Origin of the sequence: Synechococcus sp. BS56D, assembly GCF_004332405.1 — a bacterium.
Classification (GTDB): Bacteria; Cyanobacteriota; Cyanobacteriia; order PCC-6307; family Cyanobiaceae; genus Synechococcus_C.
In genome coordinates this window covers 174,550-198,695 of sequence record NZ_PHQU01000007.1, presented here as the reverse complement: position 1 = coordinate 198,695, position 24,146 = coordinate 174,550, and the positions used below count along the sequence as shown (strand labels likewise).

Below are 24,146 nucleotides of genomic sequence, written 5' to 3'. Positions count from 1 at the left end.
CCCTGACGACCGTCATGCCAACCATCGACCAAGACTCTGCAACCAACGCAACCGCCCAGGCCCTACGACTAGCCCGTCGCCAACGCCATGAGCTAAGGCGCCAATTGCCTGCTTCGATTGGCCGGCGCAACGCCACCGTTCTGGAACATCTGGGGCTGGCCCATCACGCCAGTGCCCACCAATGGAGACGCGGCGGCGGGGAACGCGATGAGTTACTTCAGGAGGCAACGCTTGGACTGATCGCCGCTGTCGATGGTTTCGACGGCAGCCGAGGGCTGAAGATCAGCAGTTATGCCATGAGCCGCGCCCACGGTCAGGTCCTGCACTTCAGGCGCGATCGCCAGGCGACACTCCGCATCCCCTGGCGGCTCCGCGATCTCCATGCCAAGGGCCAACGGATCCAGGAAGACTCACTGAACACCAATGGCTGCTTATTGGATGACCAAACGCTGGCCCGACGCCTCAACGTGACACCGGACCGCTGGCGCCAGGCCGTTGAGGCGGCCTGGCAGCAACCGGTGCTCAGCCTCGATGGTCCAGCTCAGAATTGCGATCACGATGAATCTGAACGCGTCAGCAGGCTCGATCGACTCGCAGCCATTGATTTGGAGCAACCAGACCCAGCGTTGGACTGGCTTGGTGAGGCGCTGAAGACCATCCCACCAGTCCAGCGCCGCTGGCTACTCGCCTATTACCTGGAGGGCCGTCCCCTTAGGACCCTGGCAGCGAGCGAAGGAGTTCATCCCTCCATGCTGTCTCGGATGCTGAAAAAGACCCTCGAGCAGCTCAGGACCATGGCTCAAGGCACCAGCGACAGCATGGAAGCCGCACTGATCGCCAACAAAGCGGCTACAGCGGTCTGAATGGCATTGACCAGCTCATTGCTGAGCCACGGCAGGCGCTGCTGAAACAGCGCACCCATCACGCTTTCCAGCAGGGTGGCGAGAACACCGATGCCGCTCACCAAAACCATGAGCGGCCAGCTATCGATCAAACCCAGCAACAACAGAATCAGGCTCATCAGAGCGCTACCTACAACGCTGGCAGCGGTCCCTTCCAGGCTGATCGCCCCCTCCGTACCAGCGGGCACCAACCTCCAGGTGGTGATCAACACCGTGGTGCGCCCCCAGCGTTTACCGATTTCGCTGCCGAAGGTGTCCGCCAACTTGGCACAGAAACTGGCCGAGAACCCGACCAGCAGAAGGCCAAAGGGTTGCACGCCGGCTCCAACCATCAGGGCGAGCAGAGCGCCTGTGGATGCCGAACCCCAGACATTGGCGGGTCCCCTCCGACCACCACGGGCCTCCGCAAGACCGGCGGCCTGCTTGCGGGCGAACCCAAGTTTGGTGACCAGGGAACCCAGGGCTAGATAGGCGACAACCGCAAGCCAACCGCGCCAGCCCAGGCATCCCCACAAAATTGTTCCTAAGGCAGCGGCATGAACCCATCCGGATCGAGTGAGCAAGGGCAGGCGCTGGGCCATGGCGATCAACAGCCCGTTGATCACCAGAGCCAGCAGCCAGGAGGTGCCATCGGAACTCGGCAGAGGCATCGATCTGTGTTGCACTGCCCTAAGGATCGACCGTCAGGGCCACCGGCCGACGGATAATCGACACACGTCACTGTCCGTTGCTTGGCATGGTGTTCAACAACAAAAGCTTTTTCCTTGATCTGGAGGGCGCGGACGCCAACTCGGAACAGAAGGCCGTCAAGCAGTCGGTCACCGTTGCGCCAGTGAAAGCCGTGACGGTTGCACCCGTCAAAGCGGAACCAAGCAAACCCGATGTTGCCAAAGCCAAGGCCACCGCAACACCCGCTCCAACCGAGGCGACTGACTCCACGGAGTCCAAGGGTCCCTCCCTCACCACCGCCGAAGCCATCGCTGCCGAACTCGCAGCATCCGCTGCGGCCCGGCCGCCCATGACCGTGGCCACTTACGCCCCGGATGCTCTGCAGCCTGGCAATGGCCTCAGGCCCCAGCGTCGTCGCCCCGGAGCCAACCTTCGCGGCTTCAAGTCAATGGCTGCCTCGCTGTTCAAGAGCTAAGGACCTACGTGCCTGGACTTGGCTGGCGACGCCAGGCGGTCATCAGAGTGGCCGCCGCAATGGCAGCAGTCGAGGTTCTCAAAATCGTGTCGCCAATACTGACAGGGGTCCAGCCCTGTCTGGTCGCCTCCTCCTCCTCAGCAGCGCTCCAACCCGCCTCGGGGCCGATGGCCACCCAGACTTCACGCGGTGCCCCGGCATCGCTTGCAGCAGGCAGCTGAAGCAGCCAGTCGTGTAAGTCAACGAGCCCGTCCTGGCGGGTTGTTGGGAGCGCGAGTGCCGAACCCCGTGCCTGAGCAGCCCACCACTCCTTCACATCCAGACAAGGGGCGAGCTTCGGGCTCCAAAGTCGCTCGCTCTGCTCCACCGCCTCCTGAAGAATCACCTGCCACCGGTCCGGCCGATCCTCCGCCTGCAGCGTGCGCCACTGGGAGCGCAGTGGTTGGATCTGGTCCACTCCCAACTCGGTGGCCATCCGCATCAGGTCATCCATGCCGCGACGGACGCCCACCACGGCGAGTCCGAGTCGTGGTGAAAGAGGCGACATTTGCAGGGAGGGACCGCTGCTGAGTTGAAGCTGCTCACCATCCAGGAGTGAGGCTTGCCATAGGGAGCCCCGTCCATCGACCAACGCAATGGGGTCTCCGGGCCTGAGCCGTAACACCCGACGGAGATAGTGCGCTTCGGAACTGCTGAGCTGCAGCGCCCGATCGGGGATCAACCGTTCAGGTGCGATCAGCAGTCGACGCAGTTCCGCCAAGACAATGGATCAGTTGAAGGAAGGGAAGACGCTATCGGGATGCTCTTCCACCGGCCAATCCTCATTTTCACCACCAATCAGCAACTCCTCCAGTTGCACCACATCACTGTCGAGCTGCCGCAGAGCATTGATCAGCACATCGAGGCCGAACGCATCACTCGTCCCCAGATCCACCCAGCAACGTGCCCATTCCTGGTGATATTCCATCTGCCCCATGTTGTGCATCAGGGCCGGCATTGCGGAGGACGCCTCATCGTTGTCGTAGGCCATCCAGCTCAGCTCATCCCCCTCCTCATGCGCCTGAAGAGTCTCGGCATTGAAACCGCCCAGCCTTCCGAGCACATACCAACTATCAAAAATCCCATCGACGTAACTGCGTTCCCCCTGACTGGGCACATCAGCGAAGCGCAACCACAGCCAACAGTTGAAGGGATCGACCTCTCGGAATCGGACGTTCATGGCGGTGCTGTGATCACACCATCATCGCCGCCATGCAAGCGATCGACCAAGCTGTGGCGAGAATCACATCCAGGACAGGCCGCCCGTCTTCATGTTGGAACTGATTGACGTGCACGTTCAGCCGGCCACAGCAGAGAAGCCGATCCTGAGCGGGATCAACCTGCAGGCGAGCCGAGGGCAACCGCTGCTGATTTCAGGGGCAAGCGGGAGCGGTAAAACAACCTTGCTGGAGGTGATCAGCGGCCTGAGCCGTCCGCAACGGGGTTCGATTTGCTGGCAGGGAGAGCCGCTGACCGCTCGCCAACGGCGATGGATCACCGGAGTGTTGTTCCAGTTCCCCGAAAGGCATTTTCTTGGCCTCAACGTCTCCCAGGAGCTCAAACTCGGCCATCGACGCCTGAGCAGCGACGAACAGAACCGTGTACTCGACCAGGTGGGGCTCCGAGGGGTTGATGGGCGACAGGCACCCGAGCGCCTTAGCGGAGGCCAACAAAGACGTCTGGCGCTGGCTGTGCAGTTGCTACGCCAGCCTGAGGTGCTTCTGCTCGACGAACCAACGGCGGGCCTGGACTGGTCGGTACGGACAGAAGTGCTCGAGTTGCTGCTGGAGCTCTCCCGCGAACGGGTGATGGTGGTGGTCACCCACGAGCCTGCTCTGTTTGCCCCTTGGCAATGTCCCCATTGCCGCCTGCAAGAAGGGAAGCTGCGCACTCTGTCACCATTGGCCCCAGCCGAGTCCTAGCCATGAGCGATCGCCTTGTCCGGGCCACTGCGGCTGGCGGTGGCATTCGGCTGGTGGCGGTGACCACCACCGAGACCACCCAAATAGCAGCCAAGCGCCATGGGCTCTCCTACCTAACCACCGTGATGCTGGGGCGGGCCATGGGGGCCGGATTGTTACTGGCCAGTTCCATGAAAGTGGCCCATGGACGCGTCAATCTGCGCCTGGGCTCCGATGGGCCCATCAAGGGCCTGATGGTGGATGCCGGTCGGGACGGAACTGTGCGCGGATACGTGGGAGAGCCAACTCTTGAGCTGGATCCTGTTGCGGATGCGCAAGGGCATTACAGCTTTGATTTCGCCGCAGCCGCAGGCACTGGCTATTTGCATGTGGTGCGCGACGAAGGCAAGGGTGAGCCCTTCAGCAGCACCGTAGAACTGGTGAGAGGAGGGATCGGGGAAGACGTGGCCTCCTATTTGCTCCATTCCGAACAAACGCCCTCCGCTGTATTTGTTGGCGAACGGATCAACCGTGACGGGCTTCAGTGCAGCGGTGCGCTGCTCGTCCAGGTCTTGCCGAAGGCGGCTGAAGAACCTGCTCTGGTGGCACTGCTAGAAGAACGCTGCCGAGAGATCAGCGACTTCAGCGATCGACTCTCAGCCTGCCGCAACAACCTGGAAGATCTGCTGCATGACGTCTTCCCCGATCTAGATCCGCAACCGATTCCTGCAGGCGAACCAAGCCAAGCCATTCACTTTCACTGTCCTTGCAGCCGTCCCCGCAGCCTCGGAGCACTGAAAATGCTTGGAGCCGATGAACTTAGCAGCATGCTGCAGGAAGACGGCGGCGCTGAACTCACCTGCCATTTCTGCAATGCGGTCTACCAGGTCAATGCGTCTGAGTTGCAGGACTTGATCGCTGAGTTGCAACCAACCGGCTGACGGCCTAGCCCAGCAACAGGGCACCGAGTGCCAGCACCAAGAGGGCGGGCAGCGACTGCAATTGATCCACACTCAAGGGCAGGGAGGCGGCCGAACCAGCGAGGAGTGCCGCAACTAGCCCGCCAGCAAGGACACCAAGCGTTAGGAACAACACACTCCAGCCGACCGAGGCCAAGGGACGACGGCCGCGGCGGATCTGGCTGAGAAACATGCCGATCGTGCCCAGGGCAAGGACGAGCTCGACACTGGTGGGACTGAGCAGCACCAGCACCAGCCCCGCGCCCGCCAGACCTAGTCGAACCCACAAACCCTGACCTTCCACCAGGGAGAGCGTCGGCAACCAGGTCTGGGGAGCCGCAGCGGGGGTGGGGAGCGAAAGCTGACGAATGCGAGACAGCAGGAGCCCTGGCCCTCTTGGCTCAGAGCTGCTGACCGTCTCGAGTTGTTGTTCCCGCTGGGAGGCACTCGCAGCCGCCGAACTGACACGACCGGACTGGCGCTCGCGCAGGCGTTCCATCAGCACGGCGTCGTAAGCGGCTTCAACCTTGGCTCGCTCCTGCAAATCCTCACCGGCTTGAACCAGTGCTTGCTCCCTGGCCTGCTGCACCGCTTCAAAACCGGCGTCCCTCGCGATCTTCAGCCGGGAGAAGGGGTCCGGCGAGGCGGGATCGGAACCGGAATCAATCCCGGAGGCCATGGGCTTGCACATTGCTTCGATGAGCGTATCGAGGCAGCAGCGAAGCCGACGCTTTCACGAAGGAGGACATCAAAACAAAGGCGGGCTGTGGCGATAGCCATGGTCCTGTTCGAAGACCTTCCGGCACACACTCAATTGGTCCGACCCGATCCAGGTTCGGCGTTTGAGCAAGGGGAGTTGGGGGGGCAGGTGATGTCCCTCCAGCATTTCGACGCGTCCCTGCTGCGGGCGACGAAAGCACACATAATCAACGCCCCCATCTGGGCCTGGGCGTTGCAGCCAGATGCTGTCCACAGTGGCGGACTAGAGGAAGAATGGATTCTGGCGAGCCTTTTGAGCAGTCGCGAGCAGCGACTCAGAGGCTGATCGGTTCCACACCACTCACCACAGGAGCCACAGCGCTGAGTTCGAGCTCAGGATGCTCCTCAAGGAGCTGATTGAGATTCCAAGTGTTCTTGAACAGCAGCACTGGCCTTGACCAGGCATCCTGCACCGTTTTGCAATTGAAGATGCGACCAACCCGTTCAAGGGCCGGCCATCCTCCACTCACCCAGCGGGCCACTTGAAAGCCCATGGGTTCAAGACGCGTTTCCACTCCGTACTCGTTCTCAAGGCGGTGTTGCACCACCTCAAGCTGCAGTTGACCGACGGCCGCCAGGATCGGGTCGCGCTTGCTCTGATCGGTGTCATAGAGAATCTGCACCGCCCCCTCCTCGCGGAGCTCATTGACGCCCTTGCGGAAATTTTTGAATGCTGAAGGATTGGGGTTCCGCAACCAGCTGAAGATTTCCGGACTGAAGCAGGGAATGCCCTCGAATTCCACCTTGGTACCGGTGTAAAGCGTGTCACCGATCGCAAACATGCCTGGGTTATTGAGGCCGATCACATCGCCTGGGTAGGCATCATCAACAACTTCACGGTCCTGACCGAACAACTTCTGCGGGCGAGACAGACGAATCGTCTTACCCGTCCGTGCATGGCGCACGGTCATGTCCTTCTCAAAACGGCCGCTGCAAACTCGCACAAAAGCGACACGGTCGCGATGACGGGGGTCCATGTTGGCCTGCAGCTTGAACACGAACCCACTGAATTCAGGCCGGAGGGGATCAACGAGTCCCTCGCTCCCACTCCGTGCCGTGGGCTTCTGAGCCATCTCAAGGAAGGCATCCAGAAAGGGTCTGACCCCGAAATTGGTCATGGCTGAGCCGAAGAACACAGGCGTGAGTTCGCCTGCGTGGACCAGCTCAAAATCGAGATCGGCCCCGGCCGCCTCGAGCAATTCCATTTCCTCTACGGCCTGCTCCAGCAGATCAGATTCCACCAGTTGCTGAAGCTCGGGATCATCCAGGTGCAGATGACGCTCTTCCGACTGGCGACCGCGTTCAGCACGACTGAACAGCACCACCTCCTTACTGCGACGGTCGATCACGCCGCGGAACTGCTCACCACTGCCGATCGGCCAATTCACCGCCCAAGGGGTGAGACCGAGCTCAGCCTCAATCTCATCGAGCAGGGCTAGGGGCTCCCGACCAGGACGATCCATCTTGTTGATGAACGTGAAGATCGGGATCTGGCGCATGCGGCAGACCTCAAAGAGTTTGCGGGTTTGAGGTTCAAGCCCTTTGGCTGCGTCCTCCAGCATCACCGCGTTGTCTGCTGCGGCCAGGGTCCGATAGGTGTCTTCTGAAAAATCCTGGTGGCCGGGAGTGTCGAGCAGGTTGATCGTGTTGGGGCCGTAGTCGAACTGCAAAACAGTTGATGTGATCGAAATCCCCCGCTGCTTCTCGAGTTCCATCCAGTCGGAGGTGACCTTTCGCTGCTCACCCCTGGCTTTGACAGCACCAGCCTGCTGAATGGCACCCCCGTAAAGTAGAAGCTTCTCTGTGAGGGTTGTCTTGCCGGCGTCAGGGTGGGAAATGATCGCAAAGTTGCGGCGGCGATCCACCGCCAAAGCCAGCTCCTCGCTGGCGCCGTCCTGGGAGTCGGTGGCGGGAACCTGTGTCATGGCGCTGACGTTCTCGAGACAGCCTGCCAGCTAACGGGTCCATCGCTGACAACACCAGCACCGATCGAAGGCAAGGCACCACGGATCTCGAGATAACGATCCTCCAGCTCCACCACCTCTAAGCATTGAAGCTCTGCTGCACGGAGCTGCTCCAACACTTCACCAGGGGTGAAGGCAGCGTGAAGTGACGCCAGATAGTCGTGACGAAGCACCGAAGGGGCCGCGCCGAGATGCTTTTCACGAAGGGCCAGAGCGCGTTCAGGGCTTGGCGGCCGACGCAAATCTCGATGCAACACAAGACAACCTGGCCGAGCGAGCCGTTGATGCAGACGCCAAAGCTGACCGGGATCATGGAGGTGATGCAAGAGGCTGTTACTCACGATCAGTGCTGCTCCTGAACGGCCCTCGAGAGCTTTGGGCCTCACCTCACCGCGAGCCAACGAACCGATACAAAGCGCCTCGTAGCTCAGCCTTGAAGCAACACCCTCACCTGCCGCGACCTGGCGTCGCAGTGCAATCTCCAGCATCGGGTCGGATCCATCGATGCCGATCACATGACACTGGGGCCAGAGCCGGGCCAGTCGCTCTGAAATGTTGCCTGGACCGCAGCCAAGGTCGAGCACACAATCGCCATCCCGGGGCTGCCACTGATGGGCCTGGCAAAGCCGTTCAATCCCTCGAATCACCTGAAGATCACTGCGATTGAAATCAGCAGCGGCGTAGGCCTCAACCTGCTGGCATTCCTCCATCAATTGAGGCTCGGGTGTGCGTTGCATCACGAGCGGTGCACCTGCAGGGTCTGGGTAGGAAAGGGAATCTCAACCCCCGCGTCCTCAAGGGCGCTGATGAGCCGACGATTGAGGTCATGAAGGCTGTCCTCGAAGTGATCATGATCCTCATGACTGGAGCTGAATTCGAGCACGTGGTCGTAGCTGAAGGCAGCAATGCGCTCCAGGCGAAAGGCCTTGAACTGCAACTGCGAATCCTCAGCCACCACGCTGGCCACCAACGAGGGCAGGCGGTCCAGTTGTTCCGCAGGGGTTCCGTAGGCAATCCCTAGAGCAATTTCCGACAACTGAGCCCGTTCCATCACCTCCTCGAGATGAATCAGAAGCCGCTCACGAATGTCGAGATAAGCAGGCCAGCCATGGAGCTCCACCATGGCGAAGACCACCAACTGTGGTGAAGAGTCCGGCGATCGCTCGAGGCTCATGAGCGGTTCCTTGAGCACACTCCAACTCCGCAGCGTTCGCCTTGCCTGATGTAAAACCTCCTCCAGCTGGAAGGGAGACCACTCCCCTTGAAGGTCAAGACGCACCTCAAGGCCCTGCATCGGTGGGCGATCACCTTGCAAGCCACGTCGAGAGAAGTTGATGATCGTCGCTTCATCCACAACTGAGTTGGGAATCGTGACGCGACTTTCCAGGGTCTCCAGCTCTAGGGAACGTAATCCAATCCGAGAAACGAAACCAAGATTCTCCCCCACTCGACAGAACTCACCCACCCGCAGGGGGCGATCAGTTTGAATCGAAAGACCAGCAAATAAATTACTGAGCAACTTGGAAGCGCCAAGACCAATCGCCAGACCTGGCACTGCAGAGAATGCAAGAACTGTGCTGGCAGGGAGTCCCAGGAGAAGCATTAATCGATAGATCAACACAATGGCAACGAGAGCTCCGAGAGCCCGACAAAGGGGCATCACGAAATTGCTGATTCTTTGCAGCCGTAACTGCGACCGGCGACCACGAATCCTGGCCAACCATTCCGCACTGCTACGACCAAGCGCCTCAAACACAAAGAAGACAAAGACACCCGCACTCAGGTACCAGATCACATAAAGGGCATAGGTGATAACAACAAGAGGAAGCCCTGTGAAATTAACAACATCGTCAATGAACACCTCCGTGAATCTTGTAAGAGGGAGGATCGGCAACACAAGCAATACCCGCCTCCAGGCCAAACCATCGCGATGCCAGAGTTGCGTCGGAGTCTCATCAGCAAGTGAATCCCGATACGTCAAGAGCATGAAACGTGCAAGCCAACCCAGCACTGCCAGGTAGAGAACAATGGCGAGCAACGCGCAGACGATCTGAAACAACGTTTGATCACTGATCGGAACTTCAATCAGGTCTCTAACGCTTCTTGGCAAGGAGAGATACCAGTCTGGCGGCACCAGGTAACCAGGCGTGTAGATAAAGTCTTGATAAAAATATGGAGTCGCAAAGGGCTGATCAACAACGGGAAACCCCTTCACCTCCTGATACATTTCTGATATCGAAGCGACCGTCTCCTCAGAAAAGAAAAAGTCCTGTTGATCGGGATCATTATCCAGCTCAGAAGTCAAAGAGATCGCTGTTCCGGGGATGCGCCAAGACTCAGCAGCATTGGTGCGTTTGTCATTCAAACGCTTCATACCCTCAACATCAGGGATATCAATCAATCTCTGGCTATGAGTAAAGACGTAATCGAGAACGTGCTTTAACTGAATCGCCGCCTCATCAGCCATATCGGTTCGCACACTCTCGGGGAATGCGCTCGCATCAAGCGACTTCACCGCCAACTGAAACAGCAATTCGGTATCAGCGATCTGCTCCTGGCGTTGCGCAGGGGACACCGACGGATCCCGCAGGGCATCGATCCGCCCGAGCCGGTCAGCCCGATGCCCCACCTCGGCCATCACCGCATAAAAATTGAGCAACGTGGCCCTTGGGCTATCACCCACCACCTGATCCAGCACAACATCCGACCAGGAGCTGGCCGCCTGCTCCAGATCCCCATAGAAGGGTTGATCCTGGATGGAGATCAGGCCTCGAGAGCTGGCTGCTTGCGCAGCAGGAAAAGCAGACCGTTGGGCGGTCACAGCCTGAACAGGCAGGAGCGCCTGGAGGCTCACAAGCAGAACTCCGATGAGAGCTCCAGCCATGAGCCGAGACAACCTGAGACGCATACGCAGCAGCAGCAGCTTCCGAACACGGATGACGTCATGCTGACAGCGACAACGGCAGCAGCGAAGGCAGCGACAGCGACCGGAGCAGCAGCACCGCCTGTGGTGCCTTTCACCACTTGCTGCCCCCATCAGTGGCGTTAGTGTGCGTGGACGCCTGTTCCATACCTGTGACCCTCACCCCCAGTCGCCTGGATCCCACAAGCTCCAACAGCACTGACGCCATCGGCGAAGTCGTGACCAAGCTCAGCGGTGGTTTCCCATCCACAGCGCCGGCAGCCAACCCTGTCTTCTATCGGACTTACAGCCGTCGTACGCCTGCTGGTCGCGAGAGCTGGAGTGAAGTGGGGGTACGCAACCTCGGTGGGCTCGCAAAACTTGGTCATCTCACCCAGGAGGAAGTCGAGCTCCTGGCGCGCATGCAAGCCGAGAAGAAGGCTTTGCCCTCGGGTCGCTGGCTGTGGATCGGGGGGACCCCATGGATCGAACAACCGGAAAACTTCTCGGGCGCCTACAACTGCACGTCCACCAATTTGGTGGATTGGGAAGCCTTCGGTCTGATGATGGACCTGGCGATGATGGGCTGCGGAACCGGCGCCATCATCGAGCCTCATCTGATTGATCGCCTGCCGGTGGTGCGCAATCCGATCGAGGTGCTCTCGGTCAGCGATATCGGTCTGACCCCCGCAGGTGAGCGCCAGGAGCACACCAGTCACACCATCAATGGCGACCACGTCACCATCAAGGTGGGTGACACCCGCCGAGGCTGGGTGGATAGCTATCAGCTTTTGCTCGAACTGAGCAGTGATGAACGCTTTGCTGGTCGCACAGTTCAGGTCGACGTTGATCTCTCCGATGTTCGTCCTGTCGGTGAAACGCTGAAAGGGTTTGGAGGGATGGCCAATCCCGTCAAACTCAAAGACCTTTATGCACGGGTGGCCAGGCTGCTTGGCAAAGCCGTCGGTCGCAGACTCACGTCAGTGGAATGTTGCCTGCTGATTGATGAGGCAGCGGTGACCATCGTGGCTGGGAACATCCGTCGCAGCGCGGGCATGCGTCAGTTCGCGGCTAACGACCTTGCTGCCGCGGGCGCTAAAGACAATCTTTGGCAACAGGACGCTGATGGCAACTGGCGCATCGACCCCGAGCGTGATGCCCTGCGCATGGCCAACCACACCCGCGTTTATCACACCCGTCCCAGTCGTGAGGTGCTGCTGGAGGCTGTGACCAAGCAATTCCACAGTGGTGAGGGAGCCATTCAATTCGCGCCTGAAGCGATTGCCCGATCCAATGCAGACCTACTGAGCACGCCAGAACTGCGCAAGGAATTCATCGAGGTGTACTGCGACCAAGGGCGCGAAGAAGCCGGTCGCTGGTTAAGCCTCAACCATGGTCCGATCGCGGCCGATGAACTGGAGCATCGACTGGGTCGCTACGGCCTCAACCCTTGTGGTGAAATTCTTGGCGCCGACTTCCATTGCAATCTCGCCGAAATCCATCTGAATCAGATCGATCCAAGCGACGACGAAGGTCAGCGCGATGCGTTCCGCGCCGCAGCCCTGTCGGTGGCCTGCCTGCTCAACCATCGCTTCGAGGTTGAGCGGTATCGCCAGAGCCGTGCCTGGGATCCAATTGTCGGCGTGAGCTTCACTGGCCTATTTGATTTCTTCGTTCACGCCTTTGGCACCCCCTGGCTGACCTGGTGGGAAGCTGGTCGCCCCGACACCGAAGAAGGCAAAGCCTTCAAGCACCAGGAAGCAACATTCCTGAGTCGCTGGAAAGCCATCGTCAACGAAACGGTGTGGGACTACTGCGACCGTCATGGCCTACGCCGGCCGAACCGTTGCACCACCGTGCAACCCGCAGGCACCAAGAGCCTGCTCACCGGGGCAGCACCTGGCTGGCATCCACCCAAAGCCCAACGTTTCATTCGCCGGATTACCTTCCGGAAAAACGACCCTGTGGCGATGGCTTGCATGGATTACGGCTACACCGTCGTGCCATCTCAATCCGACAAGGACGAACAAGGTCGACTTCTCGATGATCCCTTTGATCCACGTTGCACCGAATGGCTGGTGGAGATCCCTACGGAAGTGAGCTGGGCCAATCTGCCTGGAGCCGATGCCGTTGACATCAACGCCTTTTCGGCGATGGCCCAGTTTGACTTCTACATGCAGGTGCAAACCCACTACACCGCCCACAACACCTCGGCGACGATCGAATTCCGTGAGCATGAGATCGAACCTCTCACTGACGCCCTCCACCAAACGATCCAAGCAGGAGATGGCTACATCTCTGCGGCACTGCTCGCCCGCTTCGATGCCAATGCCACCTTCCCTCGATTGCCCTTCGAGCCGATCGATGCGGCGACCTACGAACGGATGCAGGCCGAGGTGATCGAGCGTCGAGTTTCCAGCGACTTCTTTGAAGCTCTCCAGCGCTATGACAGTGGCGAGCTCACTGAAGCTGGCCCGGCTGGCTGCGATTCCGACAAATGCCTGCTGCCGCTGGCGAAGCCCAAGGACTGAGCTCCTCGGGGCCGACGCTTAAAATGATGGCCTGCTTGCGAGCGCGAGCAGGCACCTGGAGAGGTGGTCGAGTGGTTTATGGCTCTGGTCTTGAAAACCAGCGAGGTGCGAGCCTCCGTGGGTTCGAATCCCACCCTCTCCGTTTCATCCCAGCAGCATGAAGCTTGGGATCACCTGATTAATAGAGAAGGAAACCTGGGTCAAACCCCTCATCGGGCCAAAGCCCCGCATCATCATCCACTTGCCACTGATCTCCAGACGTGGGTCCTGAGCTCGGTTGACTACCATCCAGACACCCCTCAGGGGTGGTGAACCCTGAGCTGAAGGCCTCGCAGTTCAAGCCATTGTCCTGAGCTTTGGCGGCACCGGAAAGAGCGCTGAAGCAGAGCATCAGCGCAAGCAAGAAACAATGACGCACAGCACAGGAGCACAACCGCTCCAAGGCTAGAGGGGTTCAGATCGCGGGCGAATCCTTGTCACACCGGGGGCTTCTGAGCAATGACGACAAAGACCCCAGAGGCCAGCCCAAATTGCGGAGATGACGAATGAGCCCTCGGGACGCGGTGAAGTAATCCTTGCTGTAAGCGGAGCAGAATCCGATTTCCCCGAGGGTGAGCAACAGCAGTCGATGCTCCCGCTGCGTTCCCTCCCGCTCAGCGAGAACCGTAAAGCCACGTCCCTCGAGATCAGCCCGCAACTGGCTATTGAAATCAAGCGAAAAACCGACCTGAAGCACGTGATCGACTTCGCGATAGGCGGTGTAAACCCTTGCACCACGGTTCTCCTCGAGATATTGGTAGCGCTCGGTGACAGCGATCACCGCATCCATCACAGGAGCGCGCAGAGCCTCCTCCATCACTGATAGGGCACTCGCGTTCATGCGCTGATCCCCCCACCTGCAGCAAGCCGCTCCTCGCAGGCCAACTCGTAACTACGAATCGCCCCAGTGGGAATGGCTCCGTTGCTTTTGAGCTGGCGGATCGAGAGCTCGACGCACTGCAGCACGACACTGGTGAGTTCCCTGCCCTCGCATTGCGCCCAACTGCGCAACAAGACATGGAGGCTGGGAGGCACGGAGACCGTGAGCTTTACCTGGTTTTCCCGGGGGACGGCCTTCATGCGAGGGGAGCCAACGAGACAAAATTAACCCATAAGCAACCCCGAAGCAACTCGAGAGATACCCCGAAGACACCCCAGGGTGACCCAAGCATGAATTAATGTTCCAACAAAGGCGCAAGAAAGCGAGAGCTGGCACGTCTGCCTCAACGCAAGGGATCCAACGAAACACCCTGTTGCGACAGCGAGCTTCAGAGTCTCAGCAACAGGCAAAGATTGTTGGCAGGAAGGGAGCGCACCTCCTCCAGGGCGAAACCAGAGTCGCCCGCGAGGTGCTCCACAGCTTCTAGATCACGAACTCCCCAGAGTGGATTCCTCTCCCGCAGAGACCGATCAAAGGCCGCGTTGCTGTCGCTGGTGTGTGCGCCATGACGGCGGAAGGGGCCATAAACAATCAACGACCCTCCCACCGGCAGCAAACGAGACGCGCCCGCCAGGAGCGCCATCGCACAGTCCCAGGGAGCAATGTGCAAAAGGTTGATCACCACCACCGCCTGGAGATCCAGTGCGACGTCCGCTGGAAGCGGCCAGGGCCACTGGCGCACATCGAGTCGAAGCGGCTCCGGCATCGAGGCTTGGAGATCGGCATGGGCCCTCCAGGCCCTGATGCTCTCGAGATGCAGGGGGTCGGGATCACTCGCCTGCCAACGAAGGCCAGGAAAGCGGGTCTGAAAACAGACCGCATGCTCCCCACTTCCGCTGGCCAGCTCGAGGACAGCCCCCTCTGCCGGCAACCATGCATCCAGGGTGCTGGCAATCGGCTCGCTGTTGCGCTCCGTAGCCGGAAAATAAAGCCTCGAATCCTGCATCAGCCGTCTTCAGTCGCAGCACTGGCGAGCAGGTGTTTGGCAGTTCTGCTCCAGCAATGCGAGCCAGGCACGTAAGGCGTTGATCCGGTCTGGCCTGAGGCTGTAATACACCCAGCGACCCTCCTGACGGTCCTCAAGCAGGCCGCACTCCCGGAGCACCTTCAGATGGAAGGAGAGGCGTGACTGAGAGAGGGCAAGTTCTGCGGTGAGATCACACACACATCGCTCTCCGGCGGAAAGCGCCTCGATGATTTTCAAGCGCAGGGGATCAGCCAGGGCCTTGAGGAGACCACGGGCCTGATCGGAGCCCAAAGATGAAGGATGCTCCAGCGCAGGCGACATCACAGCCAATATCCGAGAACCAATCGTGGTCCAAACCTATCGAGACCAGAACAGGAGGGGCCCATCAGCGACCAATCAATCAAGGTTGATTCATCAACTCTTTTTGATTTAAGCTGACGACACTGCCCTCGGCTCAACCAGCATGCGGATCGGAATCAACGGCTTCGGACGGATCGGACGTCTGGTCTTCCGTGCCCTGTGGGGTCGCCCGGGCATTGAACTGGTGCATATCAATGACCCTGCCGGTGACGCGGCAACCGCAGCGCATCTGCTCGAATTCGATTCGGTCCATGGGCGCTGGGATCGGGGGATCAAGGCGGAACCTGACGGTTTCAGCGTTGAGGGCCAGACACTGACCTGGTCACAGCAGAAAGAGATCACGGCCGTGCCCTGGCAGGAGCGTGGGGTGGAAATGGTCCTGGAGGCCAGCGGCAAGATCAAAACACCCGAAACCCTGAATCCCTACTTCGAGACTCTTGGTCTCAAACGCGTTGTGGTGGCCTGTCCCGTCAAGGGAGTCATCGCCGGAGCTGAGGCGCTGAACGTTGTCTATGGGATCAACCATCACCTCTACGAACCGGCCCGCCACAAACTGGTGACCGCCGCCTCATGCACCACCAATTGCCTTGCCCCGGTCGTGAAAGTTGTGCATGAACAGTTCGGGATCGAGCACGGAATGATCACCACGATCCACGACATCACCAACACGCAGGTGCCAATTGATGCCTTCAAAAGCGATTGGCGTCGAGCCCGCTCCGGATTGACATCGCTCATCCCAACCACCACTGGATCGGCAAAGGCGATTGCCATGATCTTTCCTGAGCTGCAAGGCAAGCTCAATGGCCATGCGGTTCGCGTGCCCCTGCTCAATGGCTCCCTCACCGACGCCGTCTTCGAACTGAAACGCGATGTCAGCGTTGACGAAGTCAATGCAGCCTTCAAGGATGCTGCGGAAGGAACACTTCGGGGAATTCTGGGCTACGAGGAGCGCCCTCTCGTCTCGTGCGATTACACGAACGACAGTCGCAGTTCGATCATCGATGCACCTTCAACGATGGTGGTCGACGGCAACCAACTCAAGGTGTTCGCCTGGTATGACAACGAATGGGGTTACAGCAGCCGTATGGCTGACCTCGTCTGCCATGTGGTGGCCATGGAGCAGCAGCACTGATCAACCATGAAGCTCTCAGCCCTGCAGCAATACGGGATCGTGACGGCCAACTACTGGGCCTTCACACTCACCGATGGCGCACTACGCATGCTTGTGGTGTTCCACTTCCACGGCCTTGGTTACTCCACGCTGGAGATTGCCTTTCTCTTCCTCTTCTATGAATTCTTCGGAGTGCTAACCAATCTCTATGGAGGCTGGATCGGTGCGCGCTACGGCCTGAGGCTCACCCTCTGGGGAGGAACACTCCTACAAATCCTTGCCCTGTTGATGCTGGTTCCTGTGTCTGCCAGCTGGCCCAAACTGCTCAGCGTGGGCTACGTGATGGTGGCGCAGGCGATCAGCGGTATCGCCAAGGATCTCAACAAGATGAGTGCCAAAAGTGCCATCAAGACCGTGGTGCCGGAAACCCCTGATGACGCGCAGCGAGGGGAGAACCAACTCTTCCAATGGGTGGCCATCCTCACGGGATCCAAAAATGCCCTCAAGGGGGTGGGATTTTTTCTCGGCGGCGTTCTGCTGACTGTCTTCGGGTTCAACAACGCGGTTGGCCTGATGGCAGCGGGGCTCGCCTTGGCGTTCCTGCTGACCTTGGTGTTACCAGGAGAGATTGGCAAGATGAAGGCCAAGCCAGCCTTCTCCTCTCTTTTCTCAAAATCTGAGGGAATCAACATCCTGTCGCTGGCTCGATTCTTCTTATTCGGAGCCCGCGACGTCTGGTTCGTCGTCGCCCTGCCTGTCTTTCTCGAAGCATCCCTTGGCTGGGGATTCTGGGAAATCGGTGGCTTCCTTGGTCTTTGGGTGATCGGCTACGGAATCGTGCAAGGCACGGCGCCTGGCCTCCGGCGTCTCTGGGGTCAGACCCGCAGCCCAGGGGTCGGCGCCGTCCAGTTCTGGAGTGGCGTACTCACAGCCATTCCCGCCCTGATCGCTGTGGCTCTCTGGAGAGAAGTGGATGTCAGCACGGCCATCATCGGCGGACTTGCAGCCTTCGGGGTGGTGTTCGCGATGAACTCCTCCATCCACTCCTACATGGTGCTCGCCTACACCGATACCGAGAGCGTGAGCCTCAATGTGGGCTTCTATTACATGGCCAATGCAGCGGGCCGCCTCGTGGGAACCCTGCTTTCAGGTGCTGTGTTTCTGATTGGCGGGACGCCATCCTCAGGGATGCAGGCCTGCCTTTGGTGCTCCTCGTTGCTGGTGCTCCTCTCTTGGCTGAGCAGCTTGCGTTTACCGGCTCCAGCTGCCGTGGAGAAAGCGGCCGCTTAATTTGAAGGATTGATCGTCGTCCCCGCCTCGGCGGATCGTTGGCCCCTATGCCCCATCCCGCCCGGCTGGCCGCCCTTCAGGCCATTCAGCAGCGTGAACCGATGCCCTGCGAGCCGACACCGCCGCTGGAATCAATCTGGGCAAGCGATGTCTTCACGCTGCAACGCATGAAGAATGCCCTGCCCAAGGAGGCTTACAAGGCCGTACGCCGCGTGATCCGCGATGGAGGGAAGCTCGATCTGGATGTGGCCGATGTTGTAGCTCAGGCCATGAAGGACTGGGCTTTGGCCCGAGGTGCCCATTACTACGCACACGTTTTCTATCCCCTCACCAACTCCACAGCCGAGAAGCACGACGGCTTCATCAGTCCGCAGGGCGACGGAGAAGCCATTCATGAGTTTTCCGGCAAGCTTCTGGTACAGGGGGAGCCCGACGGAAGCTCCTTCCCCAATGGAGGGATCCGTTCCACCTTCGAAGCTCGCGGCTACACGGCCTGGGACATCACCAGCCCGGCGTACTTGATGCGCACACCGAATGGTGTGACCCTCTGCATCCCCACAGTGTTTGTGAGCTGGACAGGGGAAGCGCTCGACAAGAAGACACCACTCCTGCGCTCGAACGCCGCCATGAATCGGCAGGCCCAACGCCTGCTCCGGCTGCTTGGCAATCAAGACGTGGCACCCGTGAACAGCTCCTGCGGGGCTGAACAGGAGTACTTCCTGGTGGACAGCCAGTTCGCCACCCTGCGTCCTGATCTGCAGCTGGCAGGACGCACGCTGTTCGGTGCAGCGTCACCGAAAGGTCAGCAGTTCGATGATCACTACTTCGGGGCAATTCCTGAGCGGGTGCAGGTGTTCATGCAGGACGTGGAACAACAGCTCTACCGTCTCGGGATCCCTGCCAAGACCAGGCACAACGAAGTGGCACCAGGCCAATTCGAGATCGCACCGGTGCATGAGGCCGCGAACGTGGCCACAGATCACCAGCAGTTGATCATGACCGTGCTGAAAAGCACAGCAAAACGGCATGGCTTCACCTGCCTGCTGCACGAAAAACCCTTTGCCGGCATCAACGGCTCTGGGAAGCACGTGAACTGGTCCGTGGGCAACAGCACCCAGGGCAACTTGCTCGATCCCGGCCATACCCCCCACGACAATCTTCAGTTCCTGCTCTTCTGCGCCGCAGTGATCCGTGGCGTCCACCGCTATGGAGCCTTACTGAGAGCCGTGGTCGCTACCGCCGGTAATGACCATCGACTTGGAGCAAACGAAGCCCCTCCAGCCATCATCTCGGTGTATCTCGGCCAACAGCTGGAGCAGGTGTTCCAGCAGATTCAGCGTGGAGAGGTGACCGCCAGCAGCAGCGGCGGCCTCATGCAGCTGGGCGTCGATACCCTCCCGGAATTTCCCAAGGACGCTGGTGACCGCAACCGCACCTCCCCCTTCGCCTTTACGGGAAACCGCTTTGAATTCAGGGCCGTGGGCTCCGGCCAATCGGTGGCAGGACCTCTTGTGGCGATGAACACCGTTCTGGCCGATTCCCTGGAGTGGATCAGCGATCGACTCGAGTCGGAAATGGCAGCAGGCCAGACCCTGGAGCAGGCCTCAGCAGGCGTACTGAAGCAAGTGGTGGATCTTCATGGGGTCGCCATCTTCGGAGGTGACGGCTACTCCGATGCCTGGCATCGGGAAGCAACTGAACAGCGCGGACTAGAGAACCTGAAGAACACCGCTGAGGCCCTTCCCGTGCTGCGTCGCGACGACGTGCGTGATCTCTTCCAACGCCAGGGGGTGATCAATCCTGTTGAACTGGAGAGTCGTTACGAGGTCTACGGCGAACAGTATGTGCTGGCGATTGAGGTGGAAGCGCGGGTGGCGTTATCGATGGTGCGAACCCAGATCAGTCCTGCGGTCCAGAAGCAGATCAGCTGCATGGCACGCAGCCTTCAGCAGCAGCTCTCCCTCGACCTTCAACCGGACCGACGCAACCTCCAAAGGATGGCGGCTCTGCAGAAGCGCATGGACGAACAGACCGACGCCCTCGAAGGTGAATTGCAACAGCTGCATCACGGCGACACAGCTGCATCGATGAACCATTGCGCCGCTGTCATCCTTCCCCGCTTGCTGCAACTGCGCGAAGCAGTCGACAGCCTTGAAAGCCTCAGTGATGACGATCGCTGGCCTCTGCCCTCCTATCGAGAGATGCTGTTCATGCGTTGATCGAGAGACAGGTGAATCGAGGCCAAGCCCTAGCGCTACTGCTGTCCGTCCTAGCGGTGGAAACTACGCAGGCTGTTTGGGCTGATACTCGGGCTCCCGTCACCACTCCGAGCACAACGATTGGAATCCTGGCCGTGAACAACGGCCAGGAACTGCTTGTGGAGATCAATGGCCAGGGACGCACCCTGCGATTGAGCTGCATTCAGGCACCACGTATCCAACAACAGCCTTGGGCGAAGGCCGCCAAAGAGGCGTTGGCCAAAGAGGCCACCATTGGCAGCCAGTGGCAATTTCAGCTGAGGGCACGCGACGTTCACGGACGTTTGGTGGGAACCCTGAAACGCGGGGACAGGGATCTGGTCGAACCTCTGCTGCGCGAAGGGCAAGTTTTTGCCTATGACGGCTTTCTGGGCCGCTGCGATGACCTCCCCTATGCAGCTTGGCAATCGGAGGCCAGGGCCAGAGGGGTCGGCATCTGGAGTGTGCAGAACGGCATTACGCGTCCATGGGATCTGCGCGAACGCACTCCAGTCGAAGAACAACTCGCCCCCTGATGGTGTGCATGCACACAGCAGCGGCGCAAGACCACTGACTGAATGGATTCAAGTGGGATACCTCCAATGAGTTACGAACCCGGAAGCACAGACTGCCGCCTGCTCATCGATGCGAAACAGCATCTCGAGGAAGCCCTAGGCACCCTCAGCGCCATGCCCCACACCGACCACATCCAGCGTCAACTGAAGGCGGTGTACAGACAGCTGGAGGGGATGCATGATCTGAAGCGTGCCGGCGGTGCCGGTGTTTCCCTTCGCGATGCTGATTGGTGTTCAGTAACGACCAACGCCCTGCCTGGCTGAACTGGCTGTTTTTAGCGATCTTTCTTTGGAGTTCCTGGCAGCTGGCCGGGTTCTGGTTCGCACAGCTGCACGGCTGATCAGCTCAACAGAACATGATCATGCGTAGGGGTAGGCATTCGGCACGAAAAACTGTTCGTTGATGGGCGGCCGGATGTAGTCGCCCTGCTCAGGCCGCGGCGGCAGATCAATGCCAGGTGGAGTCATGTCCTCCCAGGGAACCTTGCTGAGCACATGTCGGAGACAATTCAGCCGTGCCCGCCGTTTGTCATCGGCTTCCACCGTGAACCAAGGGGCCTCCGGGATGTTGGTGTGGGCGAACATCGCGTCCTTGGCCCGGGAGAAATCCACCCAACGGTTGCGCGCCTCAAGATCCATCGGACTCAGCTTCCAACGACGCGTGGGATCATCGATACGCGACTGGAAGCGGGCTTCCTGTTCTTTATCACTGACAGAAAACCAATATTTCAGTAGAAGAATGCCGCTGCGTACCAACATCCGCTCGAACTGCGGACAGGCCTCCATGAATTGATCGACCTGCTCATCAGTGCAGAAGCCCATCACCCGCTCCACACCGGCGCGGTTGTACCAGCTGCGGTCGAACACCACGATCTCGCCGGCGCTGGGAAAGTGCTCCACATAGCGCTGGAAGTACCACTGGGTTTTCTGCTGATCCGAAGGAGTGCCGAGGGCCACCACACGACAACCCCTGGGGTTCATCGGTTCTGTCAGCCGTTTGATCGTGCCGCCTTTCCCGGCTGCGTCACGCCCCTCGAAGAGCACGATCATGCGGTATCCGGTGGCTTTGATCCAGTACTGCATACGCACCAAATCGGTCTGCAACCTGATCAGCTCGGCCTCGTAAAGCTTCTTGTTCAGGCGATCACCGTTGTGGTTTCGTCCCTCAAGCAGGTCATCCAGCAGTTCGGAAGGATGGTCGATGTCGCGTTCACTGCCATCGAGAGCCGCAATCACTGGGTCCGGCAACTTCGCTTCGGAGGGGTGTTGTTTCGACTTCTTCCCCTTGTGATCGCCTTGTTTGTGATGTTTGTCGTGTTTGTCCTTGTGACCCATGGTGCGGAGAGCTCCTGCTCCATTGGTGCACCGTGAGCGTCGACAGCAAGTGCAGGGTCAAGCTTTTCTCAACCTTTCAGTGGAAAGGGCAGCAAAAGCTGAAGCCCGAATCGACCGCCCACAGAGTCGCAGTCTTCCCCATTCATGTCAGCGGGAAGCCTTGAAAGGGTGCCGCCATGGAGCTGGGCCACATGGGCCACGATCGCCAGACCAAGGCCGCAATGTCCCTGCCGACCTCTGGATTCATCCAAACGTTGAAAGGGTTGCAACGCTCGGTCCCACTGGTCAGCTGGCATGCCATCGCCTTGATCCCAGACTTCGATGGAGCATCCATCCAGTCGACGACGTAACCGCAACAGCACCGGTGGAGAGCCATGGCTGAACGCATTGTCGATGAGGTTGGCCACCGCGCGGGAGATCGCGACTGGACGAACGAGGATTTGCATCGGTTCCAGATCCAGATGCAATTGGTCTGAAGAATGACTGCTGGACACCTCGGCCAGGAGCTGATCCAGGGGCAGCTCAATCGCCTCCTCTCCATCGCCTCCCCCAGCAAACAGCAGAAACTGTTCAGTAATCCGCTCAAGCGCTTCAAGGTCGTTGGCACAGCGATCGCGTTCAGCAACCGAGAGAGAGGGAAGCGAGAGCCGGAACTGCAGTCGGGTGATTGGCGCACGTAGATCATGGGCAATGCCTGCAAGCATCGTTGCCCTCTCCTGTCGGGTGGCCGCAAGGCGCTGCACCATGGCGTTAAAGCGATGGGTCAGACGCTTCACCTCGGGGGCTCCGCGGGCTGGAACCGCTTCAGGATCTTCTCCCTCACCAACGCGGCTGAGCACCTTCTCAAGCCTACGGAGCGGTTGCTCCACCTCCAAAAGCAAAAACAGAGCCCCGGTTATCACCGCTGCCGCCACCAGTGAAGAACCGAGCAACGTCGGCTCCGGCGGCCAGGCCATCGGCGAACGCAACGGGACGCGTAACCACACAGGCTCCAACGGAGAGATCAACTCGATCCACACCACCCGGCTGCGGCCCGATGCTTCCACCATCGGGCAATGGGCAAGGCGCTGACAGAGCTGATGCTGCAAGACCTTGGCCTGGCGCTGCAGAAAAGGAGACGCTGAACCCTCCATAGGAGGGCGAAAGCGCACGGCCAGATCCAAACCGGTCAGTTCGCTCACCAGATGAGGGGGGTAGCGCTCAAGGGCTAGCTCGGTGAGCCGCACATTCAGGGCCAGTTCCCGACCCAGCTGCACGCTTTGCAGACCCTCGATCTGGCGACCAAAGAGTGCCTGCAAGGCCAACAGGCAAAGCCCCCAGCAGCCGATGGCCACGCCCGACCAGCCCAGCAACGAACGGACGGACTGACTCCAGCCACCACCAATCCTCATCGTGATCTGGGTGTTCCATCCGGCACAAAAACGTAGCCGTACCCCCAAACCGTTTGGATGTAGCGCGGACGGCTGGGATCCGGTTCCACCAACTTGCGAACCCTGGAGACCTGCACGTCCATGCTGCGGGTATCGGTTTCACACCCAGGACCACGAGCCAGCTCGATCAGACGGTCGCGGGAGAGCGGGCGATGGGGATGTTGCACGAATGCCGCCAGCAGGCTGAATTCACCGCTGGTGATCACGGTGGGGGTTCCCTCACGCACCAAAGTGCGGGCAGCTAAGTCGAGTTCGTTATCGCCAAAACGCACGGCCCCACCCTCGGCCAAGGGGGTTCCCGCAGGCATGGCCATCCGGCGACGCAACACGGCTTCGATCCTGGCCGACAGCTCCCTAGGGAGGAAAGGCTTGGCCAAGTAGTCATCGGCGCCCTGCTCGAGACCGATGATCCGATCCACCCCCTCCCCTCGGGCCGTGAGCATCACCACCGGCAGATCATCATCAGCGTCACGCAAGCGCCGGAGTGCCGTTAGGCCATCATCCCCAGGCATCATCAGGTCGAGAACCACAAGGTCCGGACGCTGAAATTCAAGCCGGGCCTCGAACTGCTTCACATCGCTGAGACAGCGCACGTCGTAACCCTGATCAATTAGGTAGGTGCCCACCATCTGACGGAGTTCCGGATCATCATCCACGACCCAGATCATCGAGGTACGTGTCATGAAAAGCGCCGTGCAGGTTGGATCTGATCGTATGGATCAGGCCGCCATCTGTCCGCAACAATCGGACCCTGTCACAGC

General features: G+C 59.6%; 24 protein-coding genes and 1 tRNA gene. 11 read left to right on the top strand and 14 right to left on the bottom strand.

What is annotated here, in order from left to right; genetic code table 11:
- Positions 1-14: 14 nt before the first annotated feature.
- Positions 15-863: a sigma-70 family RNA polymerase sigma factor gene (locus tag CWE17_RS11725; RefSeq protein WP_131457407.1), complete on the top strand. Its 849-nt coding sequence runs from the start codon at positions 15-17 to the stop codon at positions 861-863.
- Here CWE17_RS11725 and CWE17_RS11720 read toward each other — a convergent pair.
- Complete coding sequence (locus CWE17_RS11720; RefSeq protein ID WP_131457405.1) at positions 800-1,552, bottom strand: DUF92 domain-containing protein; 753 nt, start codon at positions 1,550-1,552, stop codon at positions 800-802. The genes CWE17_RS11725 and CWE17_RS11720 overlap by 64 nt on opposite strands.
- Before the next feature lie 86 nt (positions 1,553-1,638).
- Here CWE17_RS11720 and CWE17_RS11715 point away from each other — a divergent pair, with 86 nt between their 5' ends.
- Entirely contained in the window at positions 1,639-2,046 is a 408-nt protein-coding gene (locus CWE17_RS11715) for a hypothetical protein (RefSeq protein ID WP_131457403.1), read from the top strand.
- A gap of 4 nt (positions 2,047-2,050) precedes the next feature.
- Here CWE17_RS11715 and CWE17_RS11710 read toward each other — a convergent pair whose 3' ends face one another.
- Together CWE17_RS11710 and CWE17_RS11705 are read right to left on the bottom strand one after the other, a co-directional pair.
- Complete coding sequence (locus CWE17_RS11710) at positions 2,051-2,806, bottom strand: 16S rRNA (uracil(1498)-N(3))-methyltransferase (RefSeq protein ID WP_131457401.1); 756 nt, start codon at positions 2,804-2,806, stop codon at positions 2,051-2,053.
- A gap of 9 nt (positions 2,807-2,815) precedes the next feature.
- Complete coding sequence (locus tag CWE17_RS11705; protein ID WP_131457399.1) at positions 2,816-3,265, bottom strand: DUF3531 family protein; 450 nt, start codon at positions 3,263-3,265, stop codon at positions 2,816-2,818.
- A gap of 91 nt (positions 3,266-3,356) precedes the next feature.
- Between CWE17_RS11705 and CWE17_RS11700 the strand changes: the two genes are divergently transcribed.
- Both CWE17_RS11700 and hslO read left to right on the top strand, forming a co-directional pair.
- Positions 3,357-4,007 carry an ABC transporter ATP-binding protein gene (locus CWE17_RS11700; RefSeq protein WP_131457397.1) on the top strand — a complete coding sequence of 217 codons (651 nt, stop codon included), beginning with the start codon at positions 3,357-3,359 and terminating at the stop codon, positions 4,005-4,007.
- A gap of 2 nt (positions 4,008-4,009) precedes the next feature.
- Positions 4,010-4,927 carry an Hsp33 family molecular chaperone HslO gene (gene hslO, locus CWE17_RS11695; protein WP_131457395.1) on the top strand — a complete coding sequence of 306 codons (918 nt, stop codon included), beginning with the start codon at positions 4,010-4,012 and terminating at the stop codon, positions 4,925-4,927.
- 4 nt (positions 4,928-4,931) lie between these two features.
- On the opposite strand, the gene CWE17_RS11690 is transcribed toward hslO, so the two are convergent.
- From CWE17_RS11690 to CWE17_RS11670, 4 genes are all read right to left on the bottom strand, one after another.
- Positions 4,932-5,624, bottom strand: coding sequence for a CPP1-like family protein (locus CWE17_RS11690; protein WP_131457393.1), 693 nt, complete (start codon positions 5,622-5,624; stop codon positions 4,932-4,934).
- A gap of 355 nt (positions 5,625-5,979) precedes the next feature.
- On the bottom strand, positions 5,980-7,629 hold the full coding sequence (locus CWE17_RS11680) for a peptide chain release factor 3 (RefSeq protein WP_131457390.1): 1,650 nt from the start codon (positions 7,627-7,629) through the stop codon (positions 5,980-5,982).
- On the bottom strand, positions 7,626-8,405 hold the full coding sequence (locus tag CWE17_RS11675) for a class I SAM-dependent methyltransferase (protein ID WP_131457388.1): 780 nt from the start codon (positions 8,403-8,405) through the stop codon (positions 7,626-7,628). The genes CWE17_RS11680 and CWE17_RS11675 overlap by 4 nt, the downstream gene beginning before the upstream one ends.
- A complete protein-coding gene (locus tag CWE17_RS11670) occupies positions 8,405-10,552 on the bottom strand; it encodes a mechanosensitive ion channel family protein (RefSeq protein WP_240789395.1) in 2,148 nt (715 codons plus the stop codon). The genes CWE17_RS11675 and CWE17_RS11670 overlap by 1 nt, the downstream gene beginning before the upstream one ends.
- A 191-nt stretch (positions 10,553-10,743) precedes the next feature.
- On the opposite strand from CWE17_RS11670, the gene nrdJ reads away from it, so the two are divergent.
- The gene (gene nrdJ / locus CWE17_RS11665) at positions 10,744-13,101 is read left to right on the top strand and encodes a ribonucleoside-triphosphate reductase, adenosylcobalamin-dependent (RefSeq protein ID WP_131457535.1); all 2,358 of its coding nucleotides are present in this window, start codon (positions 10,744-10,746) and stop codon (positions 13,099-13,101) included.
- A gap of 57 nt (positions 13,102-13,158) precedes the next feature.
- Positions 13,159-13,243: transfer RNA gene (locus CWE17_RS11660), tRNA-Ser, on the top strand.
- A 312-nt stretch (positions 13,244-13,555) separates the two neighbouring features.
- On the opposite strand, the gene CWE17_RS11650 is transcribed toward CWE17_RS11660, so the two are convergent.
- From CWE17_RS11650 to CWE17_RS11635, 4 genes are all read right to left on the bottom strand, one after another.
- Positions 13,556-13,981 carry a hypothetical protein gene (locus CWE17_RS11650; protein ID WP_131457384.1) on the bottom strand — a complete coding sequence of 142 codons (426 nt, stop codon included), beginning with the start codon at positions 13,979-13,981 and terminating at the stop codon, positions 13,556-13,558.
- Positions 13,978-14,220: a hypothetical protein gene (locus CWE17_RS11645; protein ID WP_131457382.1), complete on the bottom strand. Its 243-nt coding sequence runs from the start codon at positions 14,218-14,220 to the stop codon at positions 13,978-13,980. Before CWE17_RS11645 ends, CWE17_RS11650 begins: the two co-directional genes overlap by 4 nt.
- Before the next feature lie 188 nt (positions 14,221-14,408).
- Positions 14,409-15,026: a DUF938 domain-containing protein gene (locus CWE17_RS11640; protein WP_131457380.1), complete on the bottom strand. Its 618-nt coding sequence runs from the start codon at positions 15,024-15,026 to the stop codon at positions 14,409-14,411.
- Positions 15,027-15,035: 9 nt separating this feature from the next.
- Positions 15,036-15,368: a helix-turn-helix transcriptional regulator gene (locus CWE17_RS11635; RefSeq protein WP_131457378.1), complete on the bottom strand. Its 333-nt coding sequence runs from the start codon at positions 15,366-15,368 to the stop codon at positions 15,036-15,038.
- 142 nt (positions 15,369-15,510) lie between these two features.
- Here CWE17_RS11635 and CWE17_RS11630 point away from each other — a divergent pair, with 142 nt between their 5' ends.
- From CWE17_RS11630 to CWE17_RS11610, 5 genes are all read left to right on the top strand, one after another.
- Complete coding sequence (locus CWE17_RS11630) at positions 15,511-16,539, top strand: ArsJ-associated glyceraldehyde-3-phosphate dehydrogenase (protein ID WP_131457376.1); 1,029 nt, start codon at positions 15,511-15,513, stop codon at positions 16,537-16,539.
- Positions 16,540-16,545: 6 nt separating this feature from the next.
- Entirely contained in the window at positions 16,546-17,808 is a 1,263-nt protein-coding gene (gene arsJ, locus CWE17_RS11625) for an organoarsenical effux MFS transporter ArsJ (protein ID WP_131457374.1), read from the top strand.
- 47 nt (positions 17,809-17,855) lie between these two features.
- Positions 17,856-20,027, top strand: a complete 2,172-nt coding sequence (locus tag CWE17_RS11620; RefSeq protein ID WP_131457372.1) for a glutamine synthetase III — start codon at positions 17,856-17,858, stop codon at positions 20,025-20,027.
- Positions 20,028-20,038: 11 nt separating this feature from the next.
- Complete coding sequence (locus CWE17_RS11615) at positions 20,039-20,581, top strand: thermonuclease family protein (RefSeq protein WP_240789394.1); 543 nt, start codon at positions 20,039-20,041, stop codon at positions 20,579-20,581.
- A gap of 66 nt (positions 20,582-20,647) precedes the next feature.
- The gene (locus tag CWE17_RS11610) at positions 20,648-20,884 is read left to right on the top strand and encodes a hypothetical protein (protein WP_131457370.1); all 237 of its coding nucleotides are present in this window, start codon (positions 20,648-20,650) and stop codon (positions 20,882-20,884) included.
- A 96-nt stretch (positions 20,885-20,980) separates the two neighbouring features.
- Here CWE17_RS11610 and ppk2 read toward each other — a convergent pair whose 3' ends face one another.
- From ppk2 to CWE17_RS11595, 3 genes are all read right to left on the bottom strand, one after another.
- Entirely contained in the window at positions 20,981-21,955 is a 975-nt protein-coding gene (gene ppk2 / locus CWE17_RS11605; RefSeq protein WP_206338382.1) for a polyphosphate kinase 2, read from the bottom strand.
- A gap of 68 nt (positions 21,956-22,023) precedes the next feature.
- Positions 22,024-23,346 (bottom strand): ATP-binding protein, encoded by a 1,323-nt coding sequence (locus tag CWE17_RS11600; RefSeq protein WP_131457368.1) that lies wholly within the window; start codon positions 23,344-23,346, stop codon positions 22,024-22,026.
- Complete coding sequence (locus tag CWE17_RS11595) at positions 23,343-24,068, bottom strand: response regulator (protein WP_185189519.1); 726 nt, start codon at positions 24,066-24,068, stop codon at positions 23,343-23,345. Before CWE17_RS11595 ends, CWE17_RS11600 begins: the two co-directional genes overlap by 4 nt.
- Positions 24,069-24,146: the final 78 nt, after the last annotated feature.